The 22,430-nt window shown below is 69.2% G+C and carries 11 protein-coding genes, 3 rRNA genes and 1 pseudogene; 8 read left to right on the top strand and 7 right to left on the bottom strand.

Features of this window, described 5'->3' with window-relative positions:
- Window positions 1–196 precede the first annotated feature (196 nt).
- The 7 genes and pseudogenes from BOQ63_RS09650 (at window position 197) to BOQ63_RS09680 (ending at window position 8,480) form a co-directional block, all read left to right on the top strand.
- Entirely contained in the window at window positions 197–1,564 is a 1,368-nt protein-coding gene (locus BOQ63_RS09650) for a ferredoxin reductase family protein (protein WP_150475781.1), read from the top strand.
- Between the two features lie 63 nt (window positions 1,565–1,627).
- Window positions 1,628–2,128: an FMN-binding protein gene (locus BOQ63_RS09655; protein ID WP_072654068.1), complete on the top strand. Its 501-nt coding sequence runs from the start codon at window positions 1,628–1,630 to the stop codon at window positions 2,126–2,128.
- A gap of 31 nt (window positions 2,129–2,159) precedes the next feature.
- Window positions 2,160–2,930, top strand: coding sequence for an FAD:protein FMN transferase (locus BOQ63_RS09660; RefSeq protein ID WP_150476352.1), 771 nt, complete (start codon window positions 2,160–2,162; stop codon window positions 2,928–2,930).
- 147 nt (window positions 2,931–3,077) lie between these two features.
- Complete coding sequence (locus tag BOQ63_RS09665) at window positions 3,078–4,040, top strand: SAM-dependent methyltransferase (RefSeq protein WP_078938642.1); 963 nt, start codon at window positions 3,078–3,080, stop codon at window positions 4,038–4,040.
- Window positions 4,041–4,467: 427 nt separating this feature from the next.
- Window positions 4,468–4,916, top strand: a pseudogene (locus tag BOQ63_RS09670) (carbohydrate ABC transporter permease); the annotation flags it as partial.
- A 47-nt stretch (window positions 4,917–4,963) separates the two neighbouring features.
- Window positions 4,964–7,624 carry a glycoside hydrolase family 31 protein gene (locus BOQ63_RS09675; RefSeq protein WP_072654071.1) on the top strand — a complete coding sequence of 887 codons (2,661 nt, stop codon included), beginning with the start codon at window positions 4,964–4,966 and terminating at the stop codon, window positions 7,622–7,624.
- A gap of 172 nt (window positions 7,625–7,796) precedes the next feature.
- Complete coding sequence (locus BOQ63_RS09680; RefSeq protein ID WP_030599095.1) at window positions 7,797–8,480, top strand: hypothetical protein; 684 nt, start codon at window positions 7,797–7,799, stop codon at window positions 8,478–8,480.
- 60 nt (window positions 8,481–8,540) lie between these two features.
- Here the strand turns inward: BOQ63_RS09680 and BOQ63_RS09685 are convergent, their stop codons facing one another.
- The 7 genes from BOQ63_RS09685 to BOQ63_RS09715 form a co-directional block, all read right to left on the bottom strand.
- Window positions 8,541–10,649, bottom strand: a complete 2,109-nt coding sequence (locus BOQ63_RS09685) for a phosphocholine-specific phospholipase C (RefSeq protein ID WP_150475782.1) — start codon at window positions 10,647–10,649, stop codon at window positions 8,541–8,543.
- 176 nt (window positions 10,650–10,825) lie between these two features.
- Window positions 10,826–10,942: ribosomal RNA gene (gene rrf / locus BOQ63_RS09690) — 5S ribosomal RNA — on the bottom strand.
- A gap of 86 nt (window positions 10,943–11,028) precedes the next feature.
- A 23S ribosomal RNA gene (locus tag BOQ63_RS09695) occupies window positions 11,029–14,148 on the bottom strand.
- A 273-nt stretch (window positions 14,149–14,421) separates the two neighbouring features.
- Window positions 14,422–15,938, bottom strand: a 16S ribosomal RNA gene (locus BOQ63_RS09700).
- The 16S, 23S and 5S rRNA genes sit together here, the layout of an rRNA operon.
- Window positions 15,939–16,525: 587 nt before the next feature.
- Window positions 16,526–17,509 carry a PI-PLC domain-containing protein gene (locus BOQ63_RS09705; protein ID WP_030290323.1) on the bottom strand — a complete coding sequence of 328 codons (984 nt, stop codon included), beginning with the start codon at window positions 17,507–17,509 and terminating at the stop codon, window positions 16,526–16,528.
- 170 nt (window positions 17,510–17,679) lie between these two features.
- Entirely contained in the window at window positions 17,680–20,259 is a 2,580-nt protein-coding gene (locus tag BOQ63_RS09710) for a DUF4132 domain-containing protein (RefSeq protein WP_051747304.1), read from the bottom strand.
- A gap of 2 nt (window positions 20,260–20,261) precedes the next feature.
- Window positions 20,262–20,657, bottom strand: a complete 396-nt coding sequence (locus tag BOQ63_RS09715) for a hypothetical protein (protein WP_030290319.1) — start codon at window positions 20,655–20,657, stop codon at window positions 20,262–20,264.
- 119 nt (window positions 20,658–20,776) lie between these two features.
- Here BOQ63_RS09715 and BOQ63_RS09720 point away from each other — a divergent pair, with 119 nt between their 5' ends.
- A complete protein-coding gene (locus BOQ63_RS09720; RefSeq protein WP_030290317.1) occupies window positions 20,777–22,354 on the top strand; it encodes a phytoene desaturase family protein in 1,578 nt (525 codons plus the stop codon).
- Window positions 22,355–22,430 lie beyond the last annotated feature (76 nt).

A 22,430-nucleotide genomic window follows, 5' to 3' on the forward strand; every position in this document is an offset into this window, starting at 1 on the left:
TCTGGCCTGCCGCGATGAGAAACCCGTGAGATCGCCGCAACTGGTTCGTGAACCCTCATATGGCTGCTGAACTGCGCCGATGCCACCCCAGGCGGCCGCTGGAACGGGCCTTGTTCAGAGGTGACTCAGAGCTTGCGGTGCGATCGTGGACCGCCCGGCGGGGCAGCGCCACCGCCGGGAGTTGAGGAGGTTCCCGATGACCACTGCCACCGCGCCGAAGTCCCGGCCGGCGTCCGCCGGCCCGCGCCACCGGGCGGCGGCCCACCCGCCGCTCGCCCTGCCCCCGAACGCGGCGCTCGGGCTGATCGCCGCCGGGGCGCTCGGCGTGCTCGGGCTGTGGTGGGTGAACACCGCCTCCGTGGTCGGCGCGGCCGGGTGGCTGACCGGCGCCGGGCGGATCACCGGGCTGCTCGCCGGGTACGCCGCACCGGTGCTGCTCCTGCTGATGGCCCGGCTGCCGCCGGTGGAGCGCGGGGTCGGCGCCGACCGGCTGGCCCGCTGGCACGCGTACGGCGGCCGCTGGCTGGTGGCCCTGGTCTCGGTGCACGTACTGACCGTCGTCTGGGGCTACGCGCTCACCGACGGGCGCGGGCTGGTCGGCGAGGGCGTGGAGATCGTCTTCCACTACCCCGAGATGGTCAAGGCCTCACTGGGCACCCTGCTGATGCTCGGCACCGGCCTGGTCTCCGCCCGGGCCGCACGCCGCCGGCTCTCCTACGAGACCTGGTACTACCTCCACCTGGCGACCTACCTCGCGGTGGCGCTCGCCTTCGCCCACCAGCTGGCCACCGGCGCCGACCTCGGCGGCGGGCCCGGCCAGGCCGGCTGGTGCGCGCTCTACTTCGGCACGGCGGCGCTCCTCGGCTGGTTCCGGCTGCTGCGCCCGTGGCTGCTCGACCGGCGGCACGGCCTGCGGGTGGCCGAGGTGCGGCCGGAGGGCCCCGGCGTGGTGTCGCTGTTCCTGTCCGGCCGGCGGCTGGAGGAACTCCGCGCCGAGCCGGGCCAGTTCTTCCGCCTGCAGTTCCAGGCGCCCGGGCTGCGCTGGGCCGCCAACCCGTACTCGCTGTCCGCGCCGCCGCGCCCGGACTTCCTCCGCTTCACCGTCAAGGACCTCGGCGGGCACAGCGCCGCCGTCGCCGCGCTGCGGCCGGGCACCCGGGTGCGGGCCGAGGGGCCGTACGGGGCGTTCACCGGGCGGCAGCAGCGGCAGCACCGGGTGCTGCTGCTCGGGGTCGGGGTGGGGATCACGCCGCTGCGGGCGCTGTTCGAGACCCTGCCGGGCGAGGTCACGCTGGTGCAGCGGGCGCGGCGCGCGGAGGACGTGCTGTTCCGGGCCGAGCTGGCCGAGGTCGCCCGGCGGCGCGGTGCGGTGGTGCACGAGTTGCTCGGCTCGCGGGAGCAGGTCGGGGACCTGGGCGCCGCGCTCGCGCGGCTGGTGCCGGGCCTGGCCGAGCACGACGTGTACCTGTGCGGACCGGAGGCCGTCGCCGAGGAGGCCGTGCGCGCACTGCGGGCGGCCGGGGTGCGGGCGGGGCGCATCCACCGCGAGTCCTTCGTCTTCTGAACACGTCGCCCCCTCGCCTTCACTCACACGTTCGAGTAGCCGTTCCGGAGGAGTTGTCCTGCCATGCGTCGAGCCGTCGTCACCAGTGCCGCCACCGCTGCCGGGGTGGTGCTGCTGCTCTCGCTCAAACCGCACGAGGCGACCGGGTCCGCGCCGGTGATCAGCTCGGGGTCGGGGTCCGGCTCGGCGTCGGGGTCCGGCTCCGGCTCCGACTCCGGGACCACTGGCGCCGCCGACACCACTCCGGGCCGGTCCGCCTCCCCCGCACCCACCACCGGTGGCGGCGCCACCCGGAAGGTCAGCGGGGACACCGTCAACACCCGGTACGGCCCGGTGCAGGTGCAGGTCACCCTCGCCGGTAGCCGGATCACCACCGTCGACGTGGTCAAGTACCCGACCCAGGACCGCCGGGACCGCGAGATCAACGCCGACGCCCTGCCCGTGCTCAACCAGGAGGCGATCTCCGCGCAGAACGCCCAGATCGACGCGGTCAGCGGCGCCACCTACACCAGTGACGGCTACATCCGCTCGCTGCAGAGCGCCCTCGACCGGGCGAAGGGCTGAGGCCCCGGTGCTGCGGCACGCCGAGCCCGTGATGGGCACCGTCTTCTCGATCGCCGTCCGCGACCCCCGGCCGGACACCCCCGAGGTGGTACGGCGGATCGCCGAACGGCTGCACCGGATCGACGCGGTGTTCTCCACCTACCGGCCCGACAGCGACATCAGCCGGCTCGGGCGCGGCGAACTCGCCCCGGACGACTGCGACCCCGACGTGCCCACGGTGCTCGCCGCCTGCCGCGAGGTGGCGGCCGAGACCGACGGCTACTTCACCGAGCGGCCCGGCGGACGGCTCGACCCCAGCGGCTGGGTCAAGGGCTGGGCGATCGAGGAGGCCGCCCGGCTGCTGCGTGCCTCCGGTGCCCGGCAGTTCTGCGTCAACGGCGGCGGGGACGTACAGACCTCCGGCGGTCCGTGGCGGCTCGGCGTCGCCCATCCCGCAAGACCGGGCATGCTCGCCGCCGTACTGGCCGGAAGCGACCTCGCCGTCGCCACCTCCGGCACCGCCGAGCGCGGCGCCCACATCCTCGACCCCCGCACCGGCCGCCCGGCCGACGGACTGGCCTCGCTCACCCTGGTCGGTGCCCCCGGCACCGGCATCGCCCGCACCGACGCCTGGGCGACCGCCGCCTTCGCGATGGGCCCCGACCGCGCGCTGGCCTGGGCGGCTCGGCAGCCGGGGGTGGAGGCGCTCGCCGTGCTGCCGGACGGGTCCAAGCGCTGGACGTCCGGACTGCCCGGCCATCTGCCGCCCTCCGGGCCGGCCGACTGGCAGCCGGCCGGCCGGCAGCCGACCGCCGCATACTGATCCGCCGCACCAACTTTGCTACCGCCACGCCGAGTTCACCGGATCAGGTGAACTCCGGCGATCATGACGCGCTCTGCTCCGCACGGTGACGGATAGTGGGGGACCGATCGGGCACGGACCGCCCTTCCCCCAGCAGCAGGAGCGCGCATGAGTGTCGGCGTGACGGAGAACCACGGCGTGACCGAAGGCGGGACCGGAGGCGTGGCCGAGGGTGTAGCTGGTGGTGGGGCCGAGGGCGTGGCCGGGGACGTGGAGCTCACCACCCTGCTGGTCGCCGCCGCCCGGGCGATCGAAACCCACCGCCCCGACGCCCTGGCCCGGGACCACTACGCCGAGCACTTCGTGCGCGCCGCCCCCGCCGCCACGCACTGGCCCGTCCACCCCCGCGACGTCCCCGACGGCGAGGCCGACCCGCTGTGGGGGCGACTCGGCCGCTACTTCGCGCTGCGGACGAGGGCGTTCGACGACCAGCTGCTGCGGGCCGTCCAACTCGGCGCCCGGCAGGTCGTCCTGCTCGGGGCCGGACTCGACGCGCGGGCGTACCGGCTGGACTGGCCCGGCGACTGCACCCTCTACGAGGTCGACCGGCCCGAGGTGTTCGCCTTCAAGGAGCGGGTACTGGACGGGCTCGAAGCCGCAGCGACCGACCGGCCCACCGCCCACCGGGTGGCCGTCAAGACCGACTTCCGCACCGACTGGGCCGGGGCGCTGACCGCCGCCGGGTTCCACCCGGACCACCCGACCGCCTGGCTCGCCGAAGGCCTGCTGCTCCACCTTCCCGGTACGGCGGAACGCGAACTCTTCGCCGCCGTCGACCGGTTGAGCGCCCCTAGCTCCACCCTGGCCTACGAGGCCAGGCTCGGCCCCGAGGCCGCGGCGGTCCGCGACCACCCCGTCCACACCGCGACCCGCGAGCGGACCGGCATCGACCTGCCCGCCCTCCTCGACGCCGAACCCCGCCCGGACACCCCGGCCGACCTCACCGCACGCGGCTGGTCCACCACCGTCCACACGCCCTACGAGTTCACCCGCCACTACGGCCGCGGCCCGCTCCCCGAGCCGGACGACGCCCTCGCCGCCAACCGCTGGGTCTTCGCCGTCCGCCCCTGAGGCGCTGCCGCCCCGGGCCCCGGGCCGGGTCGTCGGCGGCGGCCGGTGCCGCGCACCCGCGGCCCCCCGACTCGGCTCGACGTCCGGCGCCGGTCCGGGCCGGGCCGGGCCGGGCCGGGCCGGGCCGGGCCGCATGTTCCCACCTGCGGCCGAGCAAGTCCCAGGCGGTTGTCGTACCGCAGAGGGCTCCAGGCCTTGAGCGTTTCTGCGCAGAGCGCCTCCCGGTGGGCCGAGACGGTGTCGCGTTCTTGCGCAATACTGCGCCCACGATTGACATGAACCGCCCGAAGCGCCAAGCTGCTCTTTCGAAACTGCTCGAAACCACGTTCTTCAAGCATCTTGGATCACCTGATCAAGCACGCACGAAGGCGGTAACTGCGGTGGACAAACGTGTGCTGGCCCTCGTCTCGGCGTGCGCCGGACCCGGACGGTGCCCACCGCCTACTACACCGCCCGGGTCCGCTACCGGGGCCGCCGGCTGTTCCTGCTTCTGGTCCTGGTCACCCAGACGTTCCAGCCGACCTCCCTGCTGGTGGGCCTCTACCGCGAGTTCTACCAGCTGGACATGCTCAACTCGGTCTGGACGCTGATCCTCTGCAACGCCGCCTTCAACCTGGCCTTCGCCGTCTGGATCCTCACGGCGTACATCTCCTCGGTCCCGGTGGAGCCGGAGGAGGCCGCGATGCTCGACGGCCTCGGCTGGCTCGGGGCGCTGCGCCGGGTGGTGCTGCCACCGGCCCTGCCGGGCGTGGTCACCGCGGTGATCTTCACCTTCATCTCCGCCTGGAACGAGTCGCGATCGTGCCGGTGGCGGTGCTGTTCGCCCTGATCGAGCGGCACGTGGTCTCGGGACTGACCGCCGGATCGGTCAAGTAGCCCGCCGAACCAGCAGATCGAACCGAAGAGTCGACAGGAGAACCCCCGTGCGCCTGCTCCGACCCCATCTGCGAAGGGCCGCCCTCGCGGCGGCCCTCACCAGCATCGCCGCCGTCGCCGGCCCCGTCGTACCGGCCCATGCCGCCGGCCCGCCCGCCGCCGTCCTGGACGGCAGCCACCAGGACGCCACCTGGCAGAGCCCCACGTACGCCAAGGGCACCCTCGGCGGCGCCACCTCCTGCCCCACCGCCGCCCAGGACCCGGACGGCACGGTCTGCGGCCGCTTCGACCTCACGGTCGACGTCCCCTCCGGCTACTGGGACGACAACCCGGAGGGCGGCGTCCCCGTCTCGATCCAGTGGCAGAACCCCACCGACGACTTCGACCTGTACGTCTACGACGCCAACGGCAAGGAGGTCGCCGAGAGCGCCGGCACCGCCGACCCCGAGGCCACCGTCATCCCCAAGGCCTCCGGCACCTACCACGTCCTGGTCGTCCCGTACGACGTGCACGGCGGCTCCTTCACCGGCCGCGCCTACCTCCCCCGCACCACCGACGCGGGCGACCTCACCTCCTTCAGCGGCGGCCAGGGCAGCTACGACATCTCCGCGGGCACCCTCAAGGCCAAGGTCGACTTCCTCGCCGACGACCAACTGCGCCTGCGCGCCGCCCCGGACGGCGACATCAGCGACCCGGTGGGCGGCGCCGTCATCCGGCAGCAGCCCCAACTCCAGACCCGCACCTCCACCTTCGACGCCGGCGACTACTACGGCATCCGCTCCGGCCACCTGGTGCTGCGGGTCTACAAGCACCCCCTGCGGTTCGGCCTCTACCGGGCGGACGACCGCACCGCCATCTGGCAGGAGGACGCCCCGCTGCGCTGGTCCACCGGCGGCCTGCGGCAGAGCCTGGTCCGCGGCGCCGACGAGCAGTTCTTCGGCGGCGGCGAGCAGAACGGCAGCTTCTCCCACCGTGACCGGACCGTCCACGTCGCCAACAGCACCAACTGGAACGAGGGCGGCTACAACAACTCCCAGCCGTTCTACGTCTCCACCGCCGGCTACGGCGTCTTCCGCAACACCTTCGCCCCCGGCATCTACGACTTCGGCTCCCCGGTGCGCACCGGGCAGCAGGAACGCCGCCTGGACGCCTACTACTTCACCGGCGACGTCAAGTCCGTCATCGGCGAGTACACCGCGCTGGTCGGCAAGCCCTTCATGCCACCGGTCTACGGCCTGGAGCCCGGCGACTCCGACTGCTACCTGCACAACGCCAACCGCGGCGAACGCCACACCACCGACGCCCTCAAGGTCGCCGACGGCTACGTCCGGAACCAGATGCCGCTCGGCTGGATGCTGGTCAACGACGGCTACGGCTGCGGCTACGAGAACCTGCCCCAGACCGGCGAGGGCTTGCGCAAGGACCACGCCCAGCTCGGCCTCTGGACCCAGAACGGCCTGCCCAACCAGGCCGAGGAGGTCAAGGCCGGGGTCCGGGTGCGCAAGCTCGACGTCGCCTGGGTCGGCAACGGCTACGGCTTCGCCCTCGACGCCTGCGACCGGGCCAAGGCCGGCATCGAGGACAACAGCGACGCCCGCGGCTTCGTCTGGCTGCCCGTCTCCTGGGCCGGCGCCCAGCGCTGCGGCGTGCTGTGGAGCGGCGACCAGAGCCTGTCCTGGGACTACATCCGCTGGCAGATCCCCACCTACGCCGGCGCCACCATGTCCGGCATCGCCTACAACACCGGCGACGTCGGCTCGATCTTCCGCCGCGACCCCGAGATGTACACCCGCGACCTCCAGTGGAAGGCCTTCCTGCCGACCATCATGACGATGGACGGCTGGGCCAGGGACATGTCCGGCAAGCAGCAGCGCGACCAGCAGCCCTGGCTGGACGGCGAACCCTACACCTCGATCAACCGCAAGTACCTGCAGCTCAAGGAGCGGCTGCTGCCGTACATGTACACCCTGTCCGCCGAGGCCACCCGCACCGGCATCGGCGCGGTGCGCCCGCTCGCCCTGGAGTACCCGGACGACCCGGCGGCCCTCGGGCCGAACGCGAAGTACGAGTTCCTGGCCGGGCCGGACTTCCTGGTCGCCCCGGTCTACTCCGCCACCACGGTGCGCGACGGCATCTACCTGCCCGAGGGCACCTGGACCGACTACTGGACCGGACGCACCTACCAGGGACCCACCACGATCAACGGCTACTCCGCCCCGCTCGAAACCCTGCCGCTGTTCGTCAAGGGCGGCGCGATCGTGCCGATGTGGCCCCGGGGCACGCTGTCCTGGGAGAACCGCAACCGCGGTGAACTCGACTACGACCTCTACCCCCAGGGCGACTCCTCCTACACCCTCTACGAGGACGACGGCGTCACCCGCCGGTACGCGGCGGGCTCCTCGGCTACCCAGCAGGTGGACGTCCACGCACACGGCCCGGTCACCACAGTCGAGGTCGGCGCCAGCGAGGGCAGCTACAGCGGCAAGCCGGACGCCCGCTCGTACCGCTTCACCGTGCACGGCCGGTCCGTCCCTCGGATGGTCGTCACCCAGGGCGGCCCGCTGCCCCGACTGGACTCGGCCGCCGCGCTCGACTCCGCCGCCTCCGGCTGGTACTTCGACGGGGCCACGGGCGTGACCCACGTCAAGACCGCGCCCGTGCCCACCGACGAGGACTTCTCCCTCCACCTGATCCACGGCGGCCACTGACCCCACCCGCCCCCACACGGCTCCGTCCCGCCCGGGTCGTCCTCGCCGGGCGGGACGGGGCCTCCCTCCTCCTCCGCCATCGGTTCCGATTTGTGACGTGACCCTGTCTAGTTCGTTCGCGTCCTCCGTGATGGGATGTGGTCAACGGGGTCACGAACGCGGGTGGGGGTACGTGGTGCGGAGTGGACGGCTGCTGGCACTGGACGAGGACGCGGCGCGTCTGGCCGCGGTGGGAATGGTCCGGCTGGGGGCTCGGGACAGGCTCGGAGCAACGGACGGGACACCGAACGGGGCACCTCACGGGGCCCCGGGCTGGACGGGCGGGCTACACGCGGCCTCCTTCGCGGACGCGTGGCTGTCGTTCGGCGACACCCCCGCGCCCGGGCTGCGGATGCCCGCGTCCGCGGTGCTGCCGACGGTCGCGGAACTGGCCGCCGAACTGCTCCTGCGCTCCTGCGGGGAGGACGCGCCGACGGCACTGGAGTGGCTCGGGCTGCACTCGGCCGAGGCCCACGAGCGGGCCGACCGGGAGGGCCTGACCCACCCGGCCGAACCCTGCGCGCTCGCCCTGGTGTGGCACGGCGTCCAGGCACTGACCGCCGCGGACGGGCCGGGCCACCGTCGCCGCATCGAGGAACGGGGCGAGGCCTACCTGCGGGAGCGGCACCGGCGCCAGGACACGCTCGCGCTCGTGCTGTGCTGCGCCCGGATCGCCGCGGCGGCGCTGGTGGAGCTCAGCGAGGGCGATCCGCAGCGCGTGGACGAGTGGTTGGAGCAGGACGCGGCACGCGCCATGCCGCGCGGCGGCCCCGTCCCGCTCTGGGTGCCGGGACGGCCCGGGCAGCCGGTCGACTGACGCGGGGCCGCGGGCCCGGTGGCGCTGCCGGGCCCGCGGCCCCACCTGTGGAGGGACCGGTCAACGCGGCCCGGGGTCGCTGGTGCCGGGCCGACCGTTCTCCAGGTGTCCGGCCCAGCGGCGGCGGAACGCCGGCCCGTCGGCCGCCGCGACGGTGACGTCGTACCAGCGGCTCTCGGCGGGCAGGTCGAAGGTGAACCGGGCGTCGTCACCGGGGCGCAGAGTACGGCCCTGCTTGGCGCCCTTGGTGTACGCCTCCTCGGCGGTCACCGTCCGGGGGGCCTCCCCGTGGTTGGACACCGTCACCCGCACCTTGTTCCTCGCGGGCTCGAAGCGGGCGACCAGGCCACCGACCGTCCTGCCTTCGAACTCCTGCACCGAGCCGTTCGGCCCGTGCGCGACGAGGTGGTAACCGTCGTCGACCAGCGGCCAGTGGTCCTCGAAACTGTCGCCGGCCGAGACGGTGTAGCGGCGGGGCGCCGCCGCCGGCGCCGTCCGGTCGTAGACGTAGAGCCAGGCACCGGCCTTGCCCTTGTTGTCCAGGTTGAGCTGGAACACCGTCGTGTCGTAGGTCTCGTCCTCGTTGACCCGCAGGTCGTACGGGAGCGCGCGGGCCGGACGGGTGCCCTGCTCCTGGGTGGGCATCCGCTGGGGCAGCGGCACCTGGTACGGCTTGCCCCGCGAGGCGATCGGCGCCGGCACCGGGATCGAGACCCGCTGGGGGTCGGCGCCGGAGAAGTCGAGCGCCGAGGTGAGGTCACCGCAGACCGCGCGGCGCCAGGCGCTGATGTTGGGCTCCTCGATGCCGAACCGGGCCTCCAGGAAGCGGAGCACGGAGGTGTGGTCGAAGGTCTCCGAACAGACCCAACCACCGCGTGACCACGGGGAGATGACCAGCAGCGGCACACGCGGGCCGAGGCCGATCGGCTGCAGTCCGCCGCGGTCCGCACCGGGGACCAGCGGGCTCATCTCCCCCGGGTACTCGGCGAGGTCGAGCAGCTCGTCGCCGAGGCTCGCCTCCAGGTCGGAGGAGACCACTCCCTGACCGCCCGGACGGCTGACCACCGGCGGCATCGGCGGGACGACGTGGTCGAACAGGCCGTCGTTCTCGTCGTAGTTGATGAGGAAGACGGTCCGGCCCCACACCTCGGGGTTGGAGGTGAGCGCGTCCAGCACCAGATTGATGTAGTACGCGCCGTCGGTGGGCGTGGCGGAGGGGTGCTCGCTGTACTTGTACGGCGGGACGATCCAGGACACCTGGGGCAACCGGCCCTGCTCGACGTCGGCGCGGAACTCCTTGAGCGTGTGGTCCGTCGCCCCCTTCTCCACCAGCGGACCGGACGCGCCCTCGGCGACCTGGTACCGCTCGAAGAACATCAGCGAGTTGTCGGTGTAGTTGTCGGTCGGGGTGCCCGGCTCACCGGAACCGCCCTGGTACAGCTTCCAGCTGACCCCGGAGTCCTCCAGCCGCTCCGGGTAGGTGGTCCAGGTGTAGCCGTTCCTGCCGTTGCGCTCCTCCAGGCCGGGCCCGTTGGGCTTGCGGCCGTAGACGTTGCGCGGGTCGCTGGTGCCGGTCCACAGGTAGATCCGGTTGGGAGCGGTGTCCGCGTGGACGGAGCAGAAGTACGAGTCGCAGACTGTGAAGGCGTCGGCCAGTGCGAAGTGGTACTGCAGGTCCTGACGCTTGAGATGACCCATCGTCATGACGTCCTGCTTCTGGTTCACCCACTGGTCGTGGCGCCCTTCGTTCCAGGCGAGGTGTCCGCTGCTCCAGCCGTGGTCCGTGCCGGCCTGGTACTCGGTGGTGTTCCCCGGGTCGATGTACCAGGGCAGCACCTCCTTCTCGGAGGCCGGCAGACCACGGTCGTGGTAACGGCCGGTCCTCACCGCGGCGGCCGGCTGGTGCCAGTTGGGCCGGCCGCCGGGCAGCAGGGTGGGGCGCGGGTCACCGAAGCCTCGAACACCTCGGAGCGTGCCGAAGTAGTGGTCGAAGGAACGGTTCTCCTGCATCAGGATGACGACGTGTTCGACGTCCTTGATGGAGCGCGTCCTGCCGATCGCGGGCAGGGCCAGCGCCTTGCTGACCGCGGGCGGAAACGCGCCGAGGCCGGCGGCGGCCACGGACGCACCCCCCAGCTGGATGAATCGGCGCCTGTCGATGGAGGCCACGTGGGGTCCTTCCCGGTCGGTGAATGCACGGGTTCCGCTGGAGCACGAACATAGGTGCCGCACGCGGGACGTACACAGTCCGTCGGCGAACACAGCGTGATCTTTCGGCCAACTCCCGTCCCGGAAACGCGAAGAACCCCCATCCGGAATCCGGATGGGGGTTCTTCTGAATGATTGTTCGGCGGCGTCCTACTCTCCCACAGGGTCCCCCCTGCAGTACCATCGGCGCTATGAGGCTTAGCTTCCGGGTTCGGAATGTAACCGGGCGTTTCCCTCACGCTATGACCACCGAAACACTATGAAACTGTCAACCGCACCAACCCACGCCTTACGGGGTCGGGGTCGTTGTTTCAGAACAACACAGTGGACGCGAGCAACTGAGGACAAGCCCTCGGCCTATTAGTACCGGTCAACTCCACCCCTCACAGGGCTTCCATATCCGGCCTATCAACCCAGTCGTCTACTGGGAGCCTTACCCTCTCAAGGAGGTGGGAGTGCTCATCTCGAAGCAGGCTTCCCGCTTAGATGCTTTCAGCGGTTATCCCTCCCGAACGTAGCCAACCAGCCATGCCCTTGGCAGAACAACTGGCACACCAGAGGTTCGTCCGTCCCGGTCCTCTCGTACTAGGGACAGCCCTTCTCAACACTCCTACGCGCACAGCGGATAGGGACCGAACTGTCTCACGACGTTCTAAACCCAGCTCGCGTACCGCTTTAATGGGCGAACAGCCCAACCCTTGGGACCTACTCCAGCCCCAGGATGCGACGAGCCGACATCGAGGTGCCAAACCATCCCGTCGATATGGACTCTTGGGGAAGATCAGCCTGTTATCCCCGGGGTACCTTTTATCCGTTGAGCGACGGCGCTTCCACAAGCCACCGCCGGATCACTAGTCCCTACTTTCGTACCTGCTCGACCCGTCAGTCTCACAGTCAAGCTCCCTTGTGCACTTACACTCAACACCTGATTGCCAACCAGGCTGAGGGAACCTTTGGGCGCCTCCGTTACCCTTTAGGAGGCAACCGCCCCAGTTAAACTACCCACCAGACACTGTCCCTGATCCGGATCACGGACCCAGGTTAGACATCCAGCACGACCAGAGTGGTATTTCAACGGCGACTCCACAACAACTGGCGTTGCTGCTTCAAAGTCTCCCACCTATCCTACACAAGCCGAACCGAACACCAATATCAAGCTATAGTAAAGGTCCCGGGGTCTTTCCGTCCTGCTGCGCGAAACGAGCATCTTTACTCGTAATGCAATTTCACCGGGCCTATGGTTGAGACAGTCGAGAAGTCGTTACGCCATTCGTGCAGGTCGGAACTTACCCGACAAGGAATTTCGCTACCTTAGGATGGTTATAGTTACCACCGCCGTTTACTGGCGCTTAAGTTCTCAGCTTCGCCCAGACGAATCTGAGCTAACCGGTCCCCTTAACGTTCCAGCACCGGGCAGGCGTCAGTCCGTATACATCGCCTTACGGCTTCGCACGGACCTGTGTTTTTAGTAAACAGTCGCTTCTCGCTGGTCTCTGCGGCCACCCCCAGCTCAAGGCGCAAGGCCCGTCACCAGGAATGGCCCCCCTTCTCCCGAAGTTACGGGGGCATTTTGCCGAGTTCCTTAACCATAGTTCACCCGAACGCCTCGGTATTCTCTACCTGACCACCTGAGTCGGTTTGGGGTACGGGCCGCCATGAAACTCGCTAGAGGCTTTTCTCGACAGCATAGGATCATCCACTTCACCACAATCGGCTCGGCATCAGGTCTCAGGCACATGTTGCGCGGATTTGCCTACGCAACGCCCTACACCCTTACCCCGGGACAACCACCGCCCGGGCTGGACTACCTTCCTGCGTCACCCCATCGCTCACCTACTACCCCGTTGGGCCACCGGCTCCACCACTTCCCTTTGCCCGAAGGCTCCGGGACGGCTTCACGGGCTTAGCATCAGAAGGTTCAGCGTTGGCGCTTCAAAGCGGGTACGGGAATATCAACCCGTTGTCCATCGACTACGCCTGTCGGCCTCGCCTTAGGTCCCGACTTACCCTGGGCAGATCAGCTTGACCCAGGAACCCTTGGTCAATCGGCGCAAGAGTTTCCCACTCTTGTATCGCTACTCATGCCTGCATTCTCACTCGTATACCGTCCACGACTCGATTCCTCGGCCGCTTCACCCGGCACACGACGCTCCCCTACCCATCACAGCAGGCGTTGGCCCTATTCGCTGCAATGACACGACTTCGGTGGTGTGCTTGAGCCCCGCTACATTGTCGGCGCGGAATCACTTGACCAGTGAGCTATTACGCACTCTTTCAAGGGTGGCTGCTTCTAAGCCAACCTCCTGGTTGTCTCTGCGACTCCACATCCTTTCCCACTTAGCACACGCTTAGGGACCTTAGTCGGTGTTCTGGGCTGTTTCCCTCTCGACCATGGAGCTTATCCCCCACAGTCTCACTGCCACGCTCTCACTTACCGGCATTCGGAGTTTGGCTAAGGTCAGTAACCCGGTAAGGCCCATCGCCTATCCAGTGCTCTACCTCCGGCAAGAAACACGTGACGCTGCACCTAAATGCATTTCGGGGAGAACCAGCTATCACGGAGTTTGATTGGCCTTTCACCCCTAACCACAGGTCATCCCCCAGGTTTTCAACCCTGGTGGGTTCGGTCCTCCACACGGTCTTACCCGCGCTTCAACCTGCCCATGGCTAGATCACTCCGCTTCGGGTCTTGGGCATGCAACTCAAACGCCCTATTCGGACTCGCTTTCGCTACGGCTACCCCACACGGGTTAACCTCGCTACACACCGCAAACTCGCAGGCTCATTCTTCAAAAGGCACGCAGTCACGGCCAGCCGGTAAACCGACTGACGACGCTCCCACGGCTTGTAGGCACACGGTTTCAGGTACTATTTCACTCCGCTCCCGCGGTACTTTTCACCATTCCCTCACGGTACTATCCGCTATCGGTCACCAGGGAATATTTAGGCTTAGCGGGTGGTCCCGCCAGATTCACACGGGATTTCTCGGGCCCCGTGCTACTTGGGAGATGAGCAAGCAAGCCGTACAGATTTCGTCTACGGGGGTCTTACCCTCTACGCCGGACCTTTCGCATGTCCTTCGACTACCCATACGGTTTCTGACTCGCCCAGCCGCCGGCAGACGACTGAAGCTCATTCCCACAACCCCGTATTGGCAACCCCTGCCGGGTCTCACACCAATACGGTTTAGCCTCATCCAGTTTCGCTCGCCACTACTCCCGGAATCACGGTTGTTTTCTCTTCCTGCGGGTACTGAGATGTTTCACTTCCCCGCGTTCCCTCCACACTGCCTATGTGTTCAGCAGCGGGTGACAGCCCATGACGACTGCCGGGTTTCCCCATTCGGACACCCCCGGATCAAAGCTCGGTTGACAGCTCCCCGGGGCCTATCGCGGCCTCCCACGTCCTTCATCGGTTCCTGGTGCCAAGGCATCCACCGTGCGCCCTTAAAAACTTGGCCACAGATGCTCGCGTCCACTGTGCAGTTCTCAAACAACGACCAGTCACACACCCTCGGCAACCCGAACCCGGGCTACCTCAAGTGAGGCCGGCATCCTTGAGGCAACTTCCGTTCCCTCAGGACCCAACAACGTGCCCGACACAGTCAATCCCAGAACGCGTTCCACGCCGAAGCAGTACTAGCCCCTGGTCTCTTCCTGTACCGAATAGTCAACGTTCCACCCATGAGCAACCGTGCAGAACATTCGCCTGCAAGCGGCCATGTGCTCCTTAGAAAGGAGGTGATCCAGCCGCACCTTCCGGTACGGCTACCTTGTTACGACTTCGTCCCAATCGCTGGTCCCACCTTCGACGGCTCCATCCCTTACGGGTTAGGCCACCGGCTTCGGGTGTTACCGACTTTCGTGACGTGACGGGCGGTGTGTACAAGGCCCGGGAACGTATTCACCGCAGCATGCTGATCTGCGATTACTAGCAACTCCAACTTCATGGGGTCGAGTTGCAGACCCCAATCCGAACTGAGGCCGGCTTTTTGGGATTCGCTCCGCCTCACGGCATCGCAGCCCTTTGTACCGACCATTGTAGCACGTGTGCAGCCCAAGACATAAGGGGCATGATGATTTGACGTCGTCCCCACCTTCCTCCGAGTTGACCCCGGCAGTCTCCTGTGAGTCCCCGACATTACTCGCTGGCAACACAGAACAAGGGTTGCGCTCGTTGCGGGACTTAACCCAACATCTCACGACACGAGCTGACGACAACCATGCACCACCTGTATACCGACCACAAGGGGGCACCCATCTCTAGATGTTTCCGGCATATGTCAAGCCTTGGTAAGGTTCTTCGCGTTGCGTCGAATTAAGCCACATGCTCCGCTGCTTGTGCGGGCCCCCGTCAATTCCTTTGAGTTTTAGCCTTGCGGCCGTACTCCCCAGGCGGGGAACTTAATGCGTTAGCTGCGGCACCGACGACGTGGAATGTCGCCAACACCTAGTTCCCAACGTTTACGGCGTGGACTACCAGGGTATCTAATCCTGTTCGCTCCCCACGCTTTCGCTCCTCAGCGTCAGTAATGGCCCAGAGATCCGCCTTCGCCACCGGTGTTCCTCCTGATATCTGCGCATTTCACCGCTACACCAGGAATTCCGATCTCCCCTACCACACTCTAGCCTGCCCGTATCGAATGCAGACCCGGGGTTAAGCCCCGGGCTTTCACATCCGACGCGACAGGCCGCCTACGAGCTCTTTACGCCCAATAATTCCGGACAACGCTCGCACCCTACGTATTACCGCGGCTGCTGGCACGTAGTTAGCCGGTGCTTCTTCTGCAGGTACCGTCACTTGCGCTTCTTCCCTGCTGAAAGAGGTTTACAACCCGAAGGCCGTCATCCCTCACGCGGCGTCGCTGCATCAGGCTTTCGCCCATTGTGCAATATTCCCCACTGCTGCCTCCCGTAGGAGTCTGGGCCGTGTCTCAGTCCCAGTGTGGCCGGTCGCCCTCTCAGGCCGGCTACCCGTCGTCGCCTTGGTAGGCCATTACCCCACCAACAAGCTGATAGGCCGCGGGCTCATCCTGCACCGCCGGAGCTTTCCACCAACCCCCATGCGGAGGAAGGTCGTATCCGGTATTAGACCCCGTTTCCAGGGCTTGTCCCAGAGTGCAGGGCAGATTGCCCACGTGTTACTCACCCGTTCGCCACTGATCCACCCCGAAGGGCTTCACCGTTCGACTTGCATGTGTTAAGCACGCCGCCAGCGTTCGTCCTGAGCCAGGATCAAACTCTCCGTGAATGTTTACCCGTAATCGGGTCCACACCCGCGTTGAGCGGCACGGCAACCACCGGAATAGGGTGATCCCGCGCACTGCGTCCTCGCTAGTGTTTGTTTCAAAAGGAATCTCCAACCCCGATCAGACGATCGAGGCCGGGGATGTCAACATATCTGGCGTTGACTTTTGGCACGCTGTTGAGTTCTCAAGGAACGGACGCTTCCTTCGGACCGCCTTCCAGCGGGCCCTCCGGGCGCTTCGTTCTTTCGTGTTTCCAGCTTATCAGATGTTTTCCGCTCCGTTTCCGGGGCTTCGTCATCCAACTCGCTGGCGTCTTCCGCGGCTTGACGCCCCGTCCGACGCTCCAAACTCTAACCGACCCCCGCTCCGAAAAGCGAATCCGGCCGAAATCCCGATAAACAGGCACGCCGAATCGGCAAGCGGTGTTTCTCGTGGATTGGCCACTCCGGGACCGTCCGCGCAGAACCTGCGTGTCCGGTGCTCCCTGCCGAGCGACTGGGAGACAGTACCCCTACTCGGCGCTCGAAACAAATGCCCTGCCCGGGGCCGCCACGGGAGGAAGGGGGCGGCCCCGGGCGCGACGGCGTGCCTAGTGGAAGAGGCGGTCGCCGCTGTTGGCCATGCGGTGGGTGCTGCTGTGGCGGTTCACCCAGTCGCGGACCAGGTTGACGGCGTTGGCGCACTGCCAGCTGTCGTCGTACTCCCGCACGCCGGTGAAGGCGCCGTAGCCCGCGATGATGCCGTCCACCCTGGCATCGCCCAGGAGCTTGTCGACGTACCAGGGGTCGTTGTAGGTGGTCGTCCAGGACAGCGTGGCTGCGAGCTGGCCGGAGGCCCGGTCCGCCGCCCCCTTCTTCAGCTCGGTGCAGGTGTTCCAGGTGGCTTCGGTGCAGTTGCCGAACCCCTTGGTGATGTCGCTGTCGCCGTAGTCCATCGCCCGGTGGCCGGCGGGGATGCCGGAGCCGGACCGGGTGAAGGCGTTCTGGACCTGGTCGCGGGTGCCGGTGGTGGTCATGCCCTCCAGCCGGCCGAGCTTGCCCTCCAGGCTCTTCCAGCCCCGGCCGCCGACGTCGGGGGTGTTGCCGCCGTGGTACTCGAAGAAGCCGTAGATCACCTGGATCCCGGCGGCGGTCAGCCGCTGCGCCTTGTCGTGCAGGCCGGCGACGCTGCAGGTGCGGTTGGGCTCCTCCCCGCAGTAGTTGGGGTCCTTGATGTCCAGCCAGACCAGCGACAGCCTGCGTCCCGCGTTGGCGTTGGAGAGGATCCGGTCGATCATGCTGTCGAAGCCGGGCCCCCGTCGGTTGTCACCGGCGGAGGAACAGTCGTGGTAGGCGCGCCACTCGTTCGGGTTCCACCACGAGCAGACGTCGATCTCGATGCCGTTGGCGCCGTGCTTGAGCGCGGCGTCCACACCGTCCAGGGTGTCGACCCGGTGCGCGATGGCGTAGATCGGGTGGCGCTGGTCGGCGGCCGCGGCCGGGGAGGTCCCCAGCGTCGTGCCGCCGACGATCCCGCACAGCGCCGCAGCCAGGGCCGGCAGCACCCGCACGCCGTTCTTGAGGTGAGTGGTCAAGAGAAGCACTCCTTCTCGCCAGTGTTCTGAAGTGAACATGACCGATCTCACCAACTGTACGTCCTCGAACGGAAGATGGGCGCTTTCTCTCGGGCTTTCGTCATGGCAGGCCAGTTGACGGGAGATCGATCACGGGGCGTGATGGCGACCGAGCTCTGCCCCGCGGGCAGTCAGCGCTGCCCCAGTTGGGCGGTGATGGCCGGATCGGTGATCGCCGTGTCATCGGCCAGCATGACCGCCTTGCTGAGGATGACCGCCAGCATCCGGTCGCCCTCGAACGGCAGGTACGGCAGATACGGGCCCGGCGAACCCGCCCGCCCGTCGGACGGGTCCTGCGAGGCCGGCACGATGCACAGGTAGCGGTCGTCGGGCGTCATCAGGACGTTGCCCGAGCCCAGGTGGATGCGGTACGTGTGCAGCTCGCCGCGCACCTCCAGGAAGCGCCCCTCCACCGTGCAGCGCGCCCCGACCGCCAGCCGGGGCAGCAGCCTGGCCAGCAGCTCGCCACGCTCGCGGGCGCTCTGCGACAACTCGCCGAAGCCGTACTCCCGCCAGTAGTCGCGGTAGCGCCCCTCCGGACCGCCGTCCGACCAGGTCGGATCGTTGCCGACGCTGCACACGCCCACGAACAGGTCCACGTCGCGCAGCACCTCGCTCAGCACCAGTGGAGGCACCTCCGTGAGCGGCACCGGCTCGGGTGTCTCGACACCCGGAATCATGAGCGGGCTGAACTGGCCGCTGCCCGCGTGGGTGAGGTTCTCCGGCGCGTCGATCGGGTAGAAGCGCACCTGGTCGGTGCCCAGGTGATCGAAGGTCTCTCCCCAGTCCGCGTCCGTGCCGTTCACCCAGAACTCGGCGCGCAGGCCCCACTCGGGCAGCAGGCGCTTCGGAGCGGCGACGGAGTTGTCCACCGCCAACTGCAGCTGGCTGTGCCAGCCCCGTGCGCCCGCCAGCGCGTGGAACCGGTGCTGGCGCAGCACGTGTGCGGCGAAGCGGTTGGAGTAGACCCGGGTGTGCTCCTCCGCCGGGGTGAGCAGGTACACCTCCCGGTGCGCCTGCTTGAAGGGCTGGACGACTCGGTGGCGTTCCAGCAGGGCGCGCCAGGCGAGCACCTCCTCGGTCGGGTGGCCGACCGGGTGCCACAGCTCGACCACCGCGTCGGCGGCGGGCGCGGGCTCGTCGCCGGTCAGGGTGCGCAGCGCGCCGTCCAGCCAGGCGCAGGCCGTGCCGTCGACGGTCCAGATCAGCCGACGGGCCACGGTGCCGACCAGCGGGTGGTCCAGGATGCGCGCCCGCCAGGCGCCGTACCGCCAGCTGCGCCGGGCCAGGAACTGCCGGTCCAGCCGCTCGGACTGGGCCGTCAGCATCTTCTCCAGGTCCTTGACCTCTGCCTTGAACTCCTTCAGCCCGTCGGCGTGTTCGCGGCGCACCGAGGCCGGCGGGGACTTCACCGGACGGCCGGCCTCGTTGTACCAGGTCTGCCGCACCCGGGTGCCTTCCACCAGCAGCTCCACCCGGGCGTCGCCGAAGTGCTCGACGCGTCGGCCCGGCTCGGTCATTCCGTAGCTGGGGACGGCGAGTTCCTCGATCTCGGCCCGGCCGAGGCCGAGGGCCGCGGCCCGGTCCCGGAGCGCCTTGTCGAGTTCCTTGACGGTGCCCTTGTAGGTCACCCGGGTGGTGAGGACGGCCAGTTGGGCGAGCCCCTCCTCGCCGTCCAGGCGGGCGAGGCCGTGCACGGCGGCATTGGCCACCTTGGGCGCCTGGGGGCCGATGCCGGGCACCTTGCGCAGCGCGGACTCCACCAGTCGCCCCAGCACCCGGGCGCTGTCGGGACGGGCCGGGGCCAGGGGCAGCAGCAGGGCGATTCCGCGCAGCGCGTCCAGGTTGTACGGGTCGAGCTGGCCGGCGCCCGCGCCGTCCGGGTCCGCGACCAGTTCGAGGGTGCGCGGGCGGCCGACCAGCGAGAGCCACTCGGTGATCCGCTCGCGGGCCCGTTCCGGACCGACGGCGTCGATCAGCGCCCGGCCAGTCCGCTCCCAACGGGCTGTCGGCTTGGCGGACTTGACCTCGAAGGCATGCTTGAGCAGAGCCGCCCAGGGGCCGCCCGCTCCTCCGGCCGGATCGCGCCGCGAACCGAGCCGGGCGTCAAGAAGCTCGGCGTCGAGTGCGGCGACGTCGGCGAGGGCCCGGTCGGCCCAGGCCTCGCCGGGGCTGAGCAGCGGCTCGGTGAGAGCCGCCGCGAGGTCGACGACGGCGCTGTGGTGGGGCCGGATCGACAGGGCGCTGCGACGGACGCCGGCGACCACCGCGGCGTCGACCGGCCGGCCCGCGGCGATCTCGTCGCCGATCAGCGCCTCCGCCTCGTGGAGGTCGGTGATGAGCCACTGGCGGCCCATCAGGTGCAGGCGGTCCTCGCGGAGCTCACGGGCCGGCCCCGGCGGGAAGCCCCTGGACACGGTGGCGGCCAGGTGGATCAGCGCGGTGCGTTCCCGCCTGATCCTCTCGGTCTCCACGGGCCGCCACAACATCAGCGTCCACTGCACCAGGCCCGCCACCAGCGCGGCCCGGGTGTTCCGGTGCAGTTCGAGCAGCCGCTCGCGGACGGGCTGCACTCGCTCGTCGGACCAGTCGCCGCCTATCGCGGCGTCGACCTCCGACAGCGCCCCCACGATCCCGTCCACGTGGCCGGTGTCGAGCGCGTCGAGCAGCCGGGCCGCCGCGGAGTCGAAGGGATCGGTCGTCGTCGTCATCATCAGCCACCCACTAGCGGAACGAGTTTCAGGAAGCACACCTCGGTGTCGGCGCGCAGGTCCAGCTCGGCGTCGAGGTCCTCGATCTGCCGGTCACCGACGAGCACCAGGAAGCCGTTGCGGCCGAACGCCTCGACGGCGTCGAGGAACTGCCGCTCGGGGTCGACCGCGCGATCCTCCGGCCGCCGGTGGTCCCCGTTCAGGGTCCGCTCGGCCGCGGTCGGCTGCACCGGGCCGTGGAACGCCCCGGAGCGGCCTGCGTCGTGTTCGGCCACCTCCCGGTGCACCCGGCGGCGGATCAGCTCGCGCAGCGTCAGCCGCTCCTCCGCGACAGCGAGCCGCCACGCGTCCCGCCGCACCCCCGATGTCGTCTCGTCGACGAAGATCACTGTCGCCATGCCGCAGACCCTAGCCACCGACACCGACAGCACGCCGTGCGGGACGGGCCCGCGGCCTCGGACCGGTCTGCGGTGCGCACCCTGTTCCCCGGCCCGCCCGGGTGCCGTACCGTGACCGGATGACCACGATCGTGTCTTCCCGGTACGACGCCGTGATCGTCGGCGGCGGGCACAACGGACTGGTGGCCGCGGCCTACCTGGCTCGGGCCGGCCGACGGGTGCTGGTCCTGGAACGGCTCGCCCGGGTCGGCGGGGCCGCCGTCTCCACCCGGGCGTTCCCGGGCGTGGACGCCCGGCTGTCGCGCTACTCCTACCTGGTCAGCCTGCTGCCGCGGAAGGTGGTCCGGGACCTCGGGCTGCGGCTGGAGCTGCGGCGGCGCCGGATCGCCTCCTACACCCCCACCGAGCGGGACGGGAAGCCCACCGGACTGCTGGTGGACGCGGCCGACCCCGACCGCACCCGGGAGTCGTTCCGGGCGCTGACCGGCGGCGACCGGGAGTGGCAGGCCTGGCAGCGCTTCTACGGGACGACCGGGGAAGTCGCCCGGCGGGTGTTCCCGACGCTCACCGAACCACTGCCCTCCCGCGCCGAGCTGCGCCGACGGGTCGACGACGGGGCCGCCTGGACGGCCCTGTTCGAGCGGCCGCTCGGCGAGACCGTCGAGCGGGCCTTCACCGACGACCTGGTGCGCGGGGTGGTCCTGACCGACGCGCTGATCGGCACCTTCACCCACGCGCACGACCCCGCACTCCTGCAGAACCGCTGCTTCCTGTACCACGTGATCGGCAACGGAACCGGCGACTGGGACGTCCCGGTCGGCGGGATGGGCGCGGTGACCGACGCGCTGTCCGAGGCGGCGCTGGCGGCCGGCGCGGAGATCCGGACCGGCTGCGAGGTCACCGCCGTGGCCACCGACGGCCGCGGCGACGCCGAGGTGACGTACCGGCACCGGGACGGCGAGGCGACGGTGGCGGCGCCCAAGGTCCTGGTGAACGCCGCGCCCGCCGCCCTGGCCCGGCTGCTGGGCGAGGAGCCGGGGCCCGCGCCGGAGGGCTCCCAGCTGAAGGTCAACATGGTGCTGCGCCGCCTGCCGCGGCTGCGGGACGCCGCCGCCGACCCGCGCGAGGCCTTCGCCGGCACCTTCCACATCGCCGAGGGCTACCGCGACTTGGAGACCGCGTACACCGAGGCGCTGGCCGGCCGGATGCCCTCGGCGCCGCCGTCCGAGATCTACTGCCACACGCTGACGGACCCGTCGATCCTGGGCCCGGAGTCCGCCCGGCAGGGGCTGCAGACGTTGACCCTGTTCGGCCTGCACATGCCCGCCCGGCTGTTCGGCGACCCGACGGCCAAGGGGCGCGCCCTGGCCGCGAGCCTGGCGCAACTGGACGCGGTGCTGGCCGAGCCGATCGCCGACTGCCTGGCCACGGACGCCGACGGACGGCCCTGCATCGAGGCCCGGACGCCGCCGGAGCTGGAGCGGGAGATCGGGCTGCCGGGCGGCCACATCTTCCACCGGGACCTCGCCTTCCCCTTCACCGACGAGGAGCCGGCGGACGCCGCCGCCCGCTGGGGCGTGGCCACGGCCCACCCGAACGTCCTGCTGTGCGGGGCGGGGGCCGTCCGCGGCGGCGGCGTCAGCGGCATCCCGGGGCACAACGCGGCGCAGGCCGTCCTGGCGGACCCGGGCCGCTGACGAGGGGCCGTCCCGGCACCGGTCGAGGTGCCGGAACGGCCCGGACGGGCGCGGCCCTCAGGCGCAGGCATCAGGC

Source organism: Streptomyces viridifaciens (genome assembly GCF_001888885.2).
GTDB classification, from domain to species: domain Bacteria; phylum Actinomycetota; class Actinomycetes; order Streptomycetales; family Streptomycetaceae; genus Kitasatospora; species Kitasatospora aureofaciens.